Below are 5,094 nucleotides of genomic sequence, written 5' to 3'. Positions count from 1 at the left end.
ATCTTGTGCTCGACGTTGGTGACGAAGACGCCGTTGCGCTCGCCCAGCTCGCCGGTCTCGAAGTCGAACAGGAACTTCGGCACGAAGAACAGCGACAGGCCCTTGGTCCCCGGACCCGCGCCCTCGGGGCGGGCCAGCACCAGGTGGAAGATGTTCTCGAACAGGTCACCGGAGTCCGCGGACGTGATGAACCGCTTCACGCCGTCGATGTGCCAGGAGCCGTCGGCCTGCCTGATCGCCTTGGTCCGCCCGGCGCCGACGTCGGAACCGGCGTCCGGCTCGGTGAGCACCATGGTGGAGCCCCAGCCGCGCTCGGCGCAGATCACGGCCCACTTCTTCTGCTCCTCGGTGCCCAGGTGGTAGAGGATGTTGGCGAAGCCGGCGCCGCCGCCGTACATCCAGACGGCGGGGTTGGCGCCCAGCAGGTGCTCGTGCAGGGCCCACACCAGCGCCCGGGGCATCGGCATGCCGCCGAGGACCTCGTCGATGCCGACCTTGTCCCAACCGGCCTCGGTGACGGCGCGGACGGACTTCTTGAACGACTCCGGCAGCGTCACCGAGTGGGTTTTCGGGTCGAATACCGGGGGATTGCGGTCGCCCTCGACGAACGACTCGGCGATGGGCCCCTCGGCCAGCCGGCTGATCTCCGACAGCATCTCGCGGGCGGTGTCGACATCCAGATCGCTGTAGTCGCCGGCGCCCAAAGCCTTCTCAACGCCCAGGACCTCGAACAGGTTGAACACCTGGTCACGGACGTTGCTCTTGTAGTGGCTCACTACGGTTCCTCCTCGTTGAGAATGCCACTCGAATGGTTGGGTACTAGGTCTAAGTTACCCACCAGTAACACCGCTAAAATATCGCTCTCGGTTAGTTCAACGCAAGTCAATGTGAGCTAGATTTCATCGTCTAATTAACCAACCGGTTGGGGAGCCGATGTGGCGCCTCTGACCTGCGGCGATAACGAAACGGATCTGAAACTATGGGATGCATCACCACCCTGCCCGTAGTGGATCTGCGCACGTCGGCGGCCCCGTTGCGGCGGGGGTTGCGCGAGGCCGCGCACGAGGTGGGCTTCTTCTACCTGACCGGCCACGGCGTGCCCGACGAGCTCACCCGCAGGCTGCTGGGGGTGGCGCGGCGGCTGTTCGAGCTGCCCCAGCCCGAGAAGGACGCGGTCGCGATGGCGCGCAGCCCGCACTTCCGCGGCTACACCCGGCTGGGCGGCGAGCTGACCCGGGGGCAGACGGACTGGCGGGAGCAGATCGACATCGGACCGGAGCGGGCACCCGTCGGGGGCCCGGGTAAGCCGGACTACCTGTGGTTGCAGGGGCCCAACCAGTGGCCGGCCGCGCTGCCCGAGCTGCCTGGCATCGTCGCCGAGTGGGACGCGGCGCTGTCCGCGGTGGCGCGCACGCTGCTCCGGCACTGGGCGGCCTCCCTGGGAAGTTCGCCGGACGTCTTCGACCCCGCCTTCGCCGAAACCCCCGCCACGCTGATCAAGATCGTGCGCTACCCGCGGAGCGCCGCCTCGCCGCAGGGGGTCGGCCCGCACAAGGACGCCGGGGTGCTCACGCTGCTGCTGGCCGAACCCGGCAGCCGGGGCCTGCAGGTGCGCCGCCCCGGAACCCAGGACTGGATCGACGTGCCGCCCGCCGACGGCGCCTTCGTCGTCAACATCGGCGAGCTGCTCGAGGTGGCCACGGGCGGTTACCTGCGGGCCACCGAGCACCGGGTGACCCTGGACGCGCAGCAGGCGGAACGGATCTCGGTGCCCTATTTCTTCAACCCACGATTGGACGCGCGGATCCCGGTGCTGACGCTGCCGGCCGAGCTGCGGGCACGCGCAGGCCGGGTGGTCGACCCCTCGGATCCGATCTTCTCCGTCTACGGCCGCAACGCCTGGAAGAGCAGGCTGCGCGCGCACCCCGATGTGGCTTCAGCGCACGGGTATTCGCCAGGTAGGGTCGGGGACGAGAATCCCGTTCTCGGCTCAAGGGGCGAATGAATTCCGGTGAACTCGAACAAGAACCTGACACCGTCCACACTTCGCGAGGCCTTCGGCCACTTCCCGTCGGGGGTGGTCGCCATCGCCGCGGAGGTCCTGGGCACCCGGGAGGGCCTCGCGGCGAGCACCTTCGTCCCCGTCTCGCTGGACCCGCCGCTGGTGTCGTTCTGCGTGCAGAACACGTCGACGACGTGGCCCAAGCTCAAGGACCTGCCCATGCTGGGCATCAGCGTGCTCGGCGAGGCTCATGACGAGGCGGCGCGGACCCTGGCCGCCAAGACCGGCGACAGGTTCGCCGGCCTGGAGACGGTGTCCAGGGACAGCGGGGCGGTCTTCATCAAGGGCACCGGCCTGTGGCTGGAGAGCGCGGTCGAGCAGCTGATCCCGGCGGGGGATCACACCATCGTGGTGCTGCGGGTCAACGAGGTGACCATCGACGCCGAGGTGGCGCCGATCGTGTTTCACCGCAGCGTGTTCCGGCGCCTCGGCGCCTGACCGGGCTAGGGTCGGCGGCTGAGCTCGGCCCGATAGCCCGCAATCCGCCGCTCGATCTCGGCGGCGTCGTCGGGGCGGCCTTCCTTGCGCGCGAGATCGGCGCGCATGGACATCTCCCGGATCGCGGTTCGAATTTCATTGACGCTGGTGGTTTCTCGCATATCGTCCACACTGCTTTTCGGTTGGGGGCAGACCGTCGGGTTCGGGCCCGACGGGGTGATATGCGGGTACCCGGCGTGCCGGGCGCGCTAACGCCTCAGCGCCGGAACAGCTTGTTGCCCAACCACACCACGGGGTCGTACTTGCGGTCGGCGACCCGCTCTTTCATCGGGATCAGCGCGTTGTCGGTGATCTTGATGTTCTCCGGGCAGACCTCGGTGCAGCACTTGGTGATGTTGCAGTAGCCCAGGCCGTGCTCCTCCTGCGCCTGGTTGCGCCGGTCCAGCGTGTCCAGCGGGTGCATCTCGAGCTCGGCGATGCGCATCAGGAAACGCGGCCCGGCGAACGCCTTCTTGTTCTCCTCGTGGTCGCGGATCACGTGGCACACGTTCTGACACAGGAAGCACTCGATGCACTTGCGGAACTCCTGCGACCGCTGCACATCGGCCTGCGCCATCCGGTACTCGCCCGGCTGCAGATCCTTCGGCGGCGCGAAGGCGGGGATCTCACGCGCCTTCTCGTAGTTGAAGGAGACGTCGGTGACCAGGTCCCGGATCACCGGGAAGGTGCGCAGCGGCGTGACCGTCACGACCTCGTCCTCGGCGAACGTGGACATCCGGGTCATGCACAGCAACCGCGGCACCCCGTTGATCTCCGCCGAGCAGGAGCCGCACTTGCCCGCCTTGCAGTTCCATCGCACCGCGAGGTCGGGCGTCTGGGTCTGTTGCAGGCGATGGATGATGTCGAGCACCACCTCGCCCTCGTTGACCTCAACCGTGAAGTCTTGCAGCGCGCCGCTGGCATCGTCACCGCGCCACACACGCATGGTCGCGTTGTAGGTCATTAGCCTCTCCGTCCTGGATGCTCGGCCAGCTCGTCGTCGGTGTAGTACTTCTCCAGCTCGGAGATCTCGAAGAGCTCCAGCAGATCCGGCCGCATCGGCACCTGGTCCTTGCGGGTGATGCTGATGTCCGGGATCACGGCTGCTTCCAGGTCGCCGGGCTCGGCGACTGCCCGGCAGACCAGCAGCACCTTGCGCCAGCCCGAATCCATCGACGGGTGGTCGTCGCGGGTGTGGCCGCCGCGGCTCTCGGTTCGCTCCAGCGCGGCCTTGGCGACGCACTCGCTGACCAGCAGCATGTTGCGCAGGTCGATGGCGAGGTTCCAGGCGGGGTTGTACTGGCGACCGCCCTCGACGTGCATGTTCTTGAACCGCTCGCGCAGCTTGTCCAGGCGGGAGAGCGCCTCGGAGACCTCGTCGGCCTTGCGGATGATGCCCACCAGGTCATTCATCGACTGCTGCAGCTCGAGCTGCAGCGTGTAGGGGTTCTCCGCCGCGGCGCCGTTGGCCGGTCCCTCGAACGGGGACAGCGCCCGCTTCGCCGCGGTCTCGACGGCGTCGGCCGAGATGGTCGGGCGGCTGCTGAGCGCGCGCACGTAGTCGGCCGCGCCCAGCCCGGCCCGCCGGCCGAAGACGAGCAGGTCCGACAGCGAATTGCCGCCCAGGCGGTTGGACCCGTGCATGCCGCCGGAGCACTCGCCGGCCGCGAACAGGCCCGGGACGGTCGCCGCACCGGTGTCGGCGTCCACCTCGACGCCGCCCATCACGTAGTGGCACGTGGGTCCGACTTCCATCGGCTCCTTGGTGATGTCGACGCCGGCCAGCTCCTTGAACTGGTGGTACATCGACGGCAGCCGCCGCTTGATCTCCTCGGGCGTCAACCGGGACGCGATGTCCAGGAACACGCCGCCGTGCGGGCTGCCGCGGCCGGCCTTGACCTCCGAGTTGATCGCGCGCGCGACCTCATCGCGGGGCAGCAGGTCGGGGGTCCGGCGGGCCGAGTCGTTGTCCTTGAGCCACTGGTCGGCCTCTTGCTCGGTCTCGGCGTACTGGCCCTTGAACACCGGCGGGATGTAGTCGAACATGAACCGCTTGTTGTCAGAGTTCTTCAGCACCCCGCCGTCGCCGCGAACGCCCTCGGTGACCAGGATCCCCTTCACGCTGGGCGGCCACACCATGCCCGTGGGGTGGAACTGGACGAACTCCATGTTGATCAGCGATGCGCCGGCCCGCAGGGCCAGGGCGTGCCCGTCGCCGGTGTACTCCCAGGAGTTCGAGGTGACTTTGAACGACTTGCCGATGCCGCCGGTGGCCAGGACCACCGCGGGCGCCTCGAACAGGACGAACTGGCCCGTCTCGCGCCAGTAGCCGAACGCGCCGGCGATCGCGTCACCGTCCTTGATCAGTTCGGTGATGGTGCACTCGGCGAACACCTTGATGCGCGCCTCGTAGTCGCCGAGCTCGGCGTGATCCTCCTGCTGCAGCGAGACGATCTTCTGCTGCATGGTGCGGATCAGCTCCAGGCCGGTGCGGTCACCGACGTGCGCCAGCCGCGGGTAGGTGTGCCCGCCGAAGTTGCGCTGGCTGATCTTGC

6 protein-coding genes are annotated in these 5,094 nt (G+C 68.0%); 2 read left to right on the top strand and 4 right to left on the bottom strand.

Annotated elements, in window-relative coordinates; all coding sequences use genetic code 11:
* The coding region (locus tag A9X04_RS04785) for an acyl-CoA dehydrogenase family protein (protein WP_197509050.1) at nucleotides 1-776 on the bottom strand (776 nt) is incomplete at its 3' end.
* Nucleotides 777-979: 203 nt separating this feature from the next.
* Here A9X04_RS04785 and A9X04_RS04780 point away from each other — a divergent pair.
* A complete protein-coding gene (locus A9X04_RS04780) occupies nucleotides 980-2,005 on the top strand; it encodes an isopenicillin N synthase family oxygenase (RefSeq protein WP_067918248.1) in 1,026 nt (341 codons plus the stop codon).
* A 6-nt stretch (nucleotides 2,006-2,011) separates the two neighbouring features.
* Nucleotides 2,012-2,500, top strand: a complete 489-nt coding sequence (locus A9X04_RS04775; RefSeq protein ID WP_067918243.1) for a flavin reductase family protein — start codon at nucleotides 2,012-2,014, stop codon at nucleotides 2,498-2,500.
* Nucleotides 2,501-2,505: 5 nt separating this feature from the next.
* On the opposite strand, the gene A9X04_RS30810 is transcribed toward A9X04_RS04775, so the two are convergent.
* From A9X04_RS30810 to A9X04_RS04765, 3 genes are all read right to left on the bottom strand, one after another.
* Complete coding sequence (locus A9X04_RS30810) at nucleotides 2,506-2,661, bottom strand: hypothetical protein (protein WP_197509049.1); 156 nt, start codon at nucleotides 2,659-2,661, stop codon at nucleotides 2,506-2,508.
* A gap of 95 nt (nucleotides 2,662-2,756) precedes the next feature.
* The gene (locus A9X04_RS04770) at nucleotides 2,757-3,503 is read right to left on the bottom strand and encodes a succinate dehydrogenase/fumarate reductase iron-sulfur subunit (protein ID WP_067918241.1); all 747 of its coding nucleotides are present in this window, start codon (nucleotides 3,501-3,503) and stop codon (nucleotides 2,757-2,759) included.
* Nucleotides 3,503-5,094, bottom strand: a 1,592-nt coding sequence (locus A9X04_RS04765) for a fumarate reductase/succinate dehydrogenase flavoprotein subunit (protein ID WP_067918239.1), incomplete at its 5' end; no start/stop codon positions are given. The genes A9X04_RS04770 and A9X04_RS04765, both read right to left, overlap by 1 nt.

Origin of the sequence: Mycobacterium sp. E3247, assembly GCF_001667785.1 — a bacterium.
Lineage (GTDB): Bacteria > Actinomycetota > Actinomycetes > Mycobacteriales > Mycobacteriaceae > Mycobacterium.
This window is presented reverse-complemented; position numbering and strand designations above follow the sequence as displayed.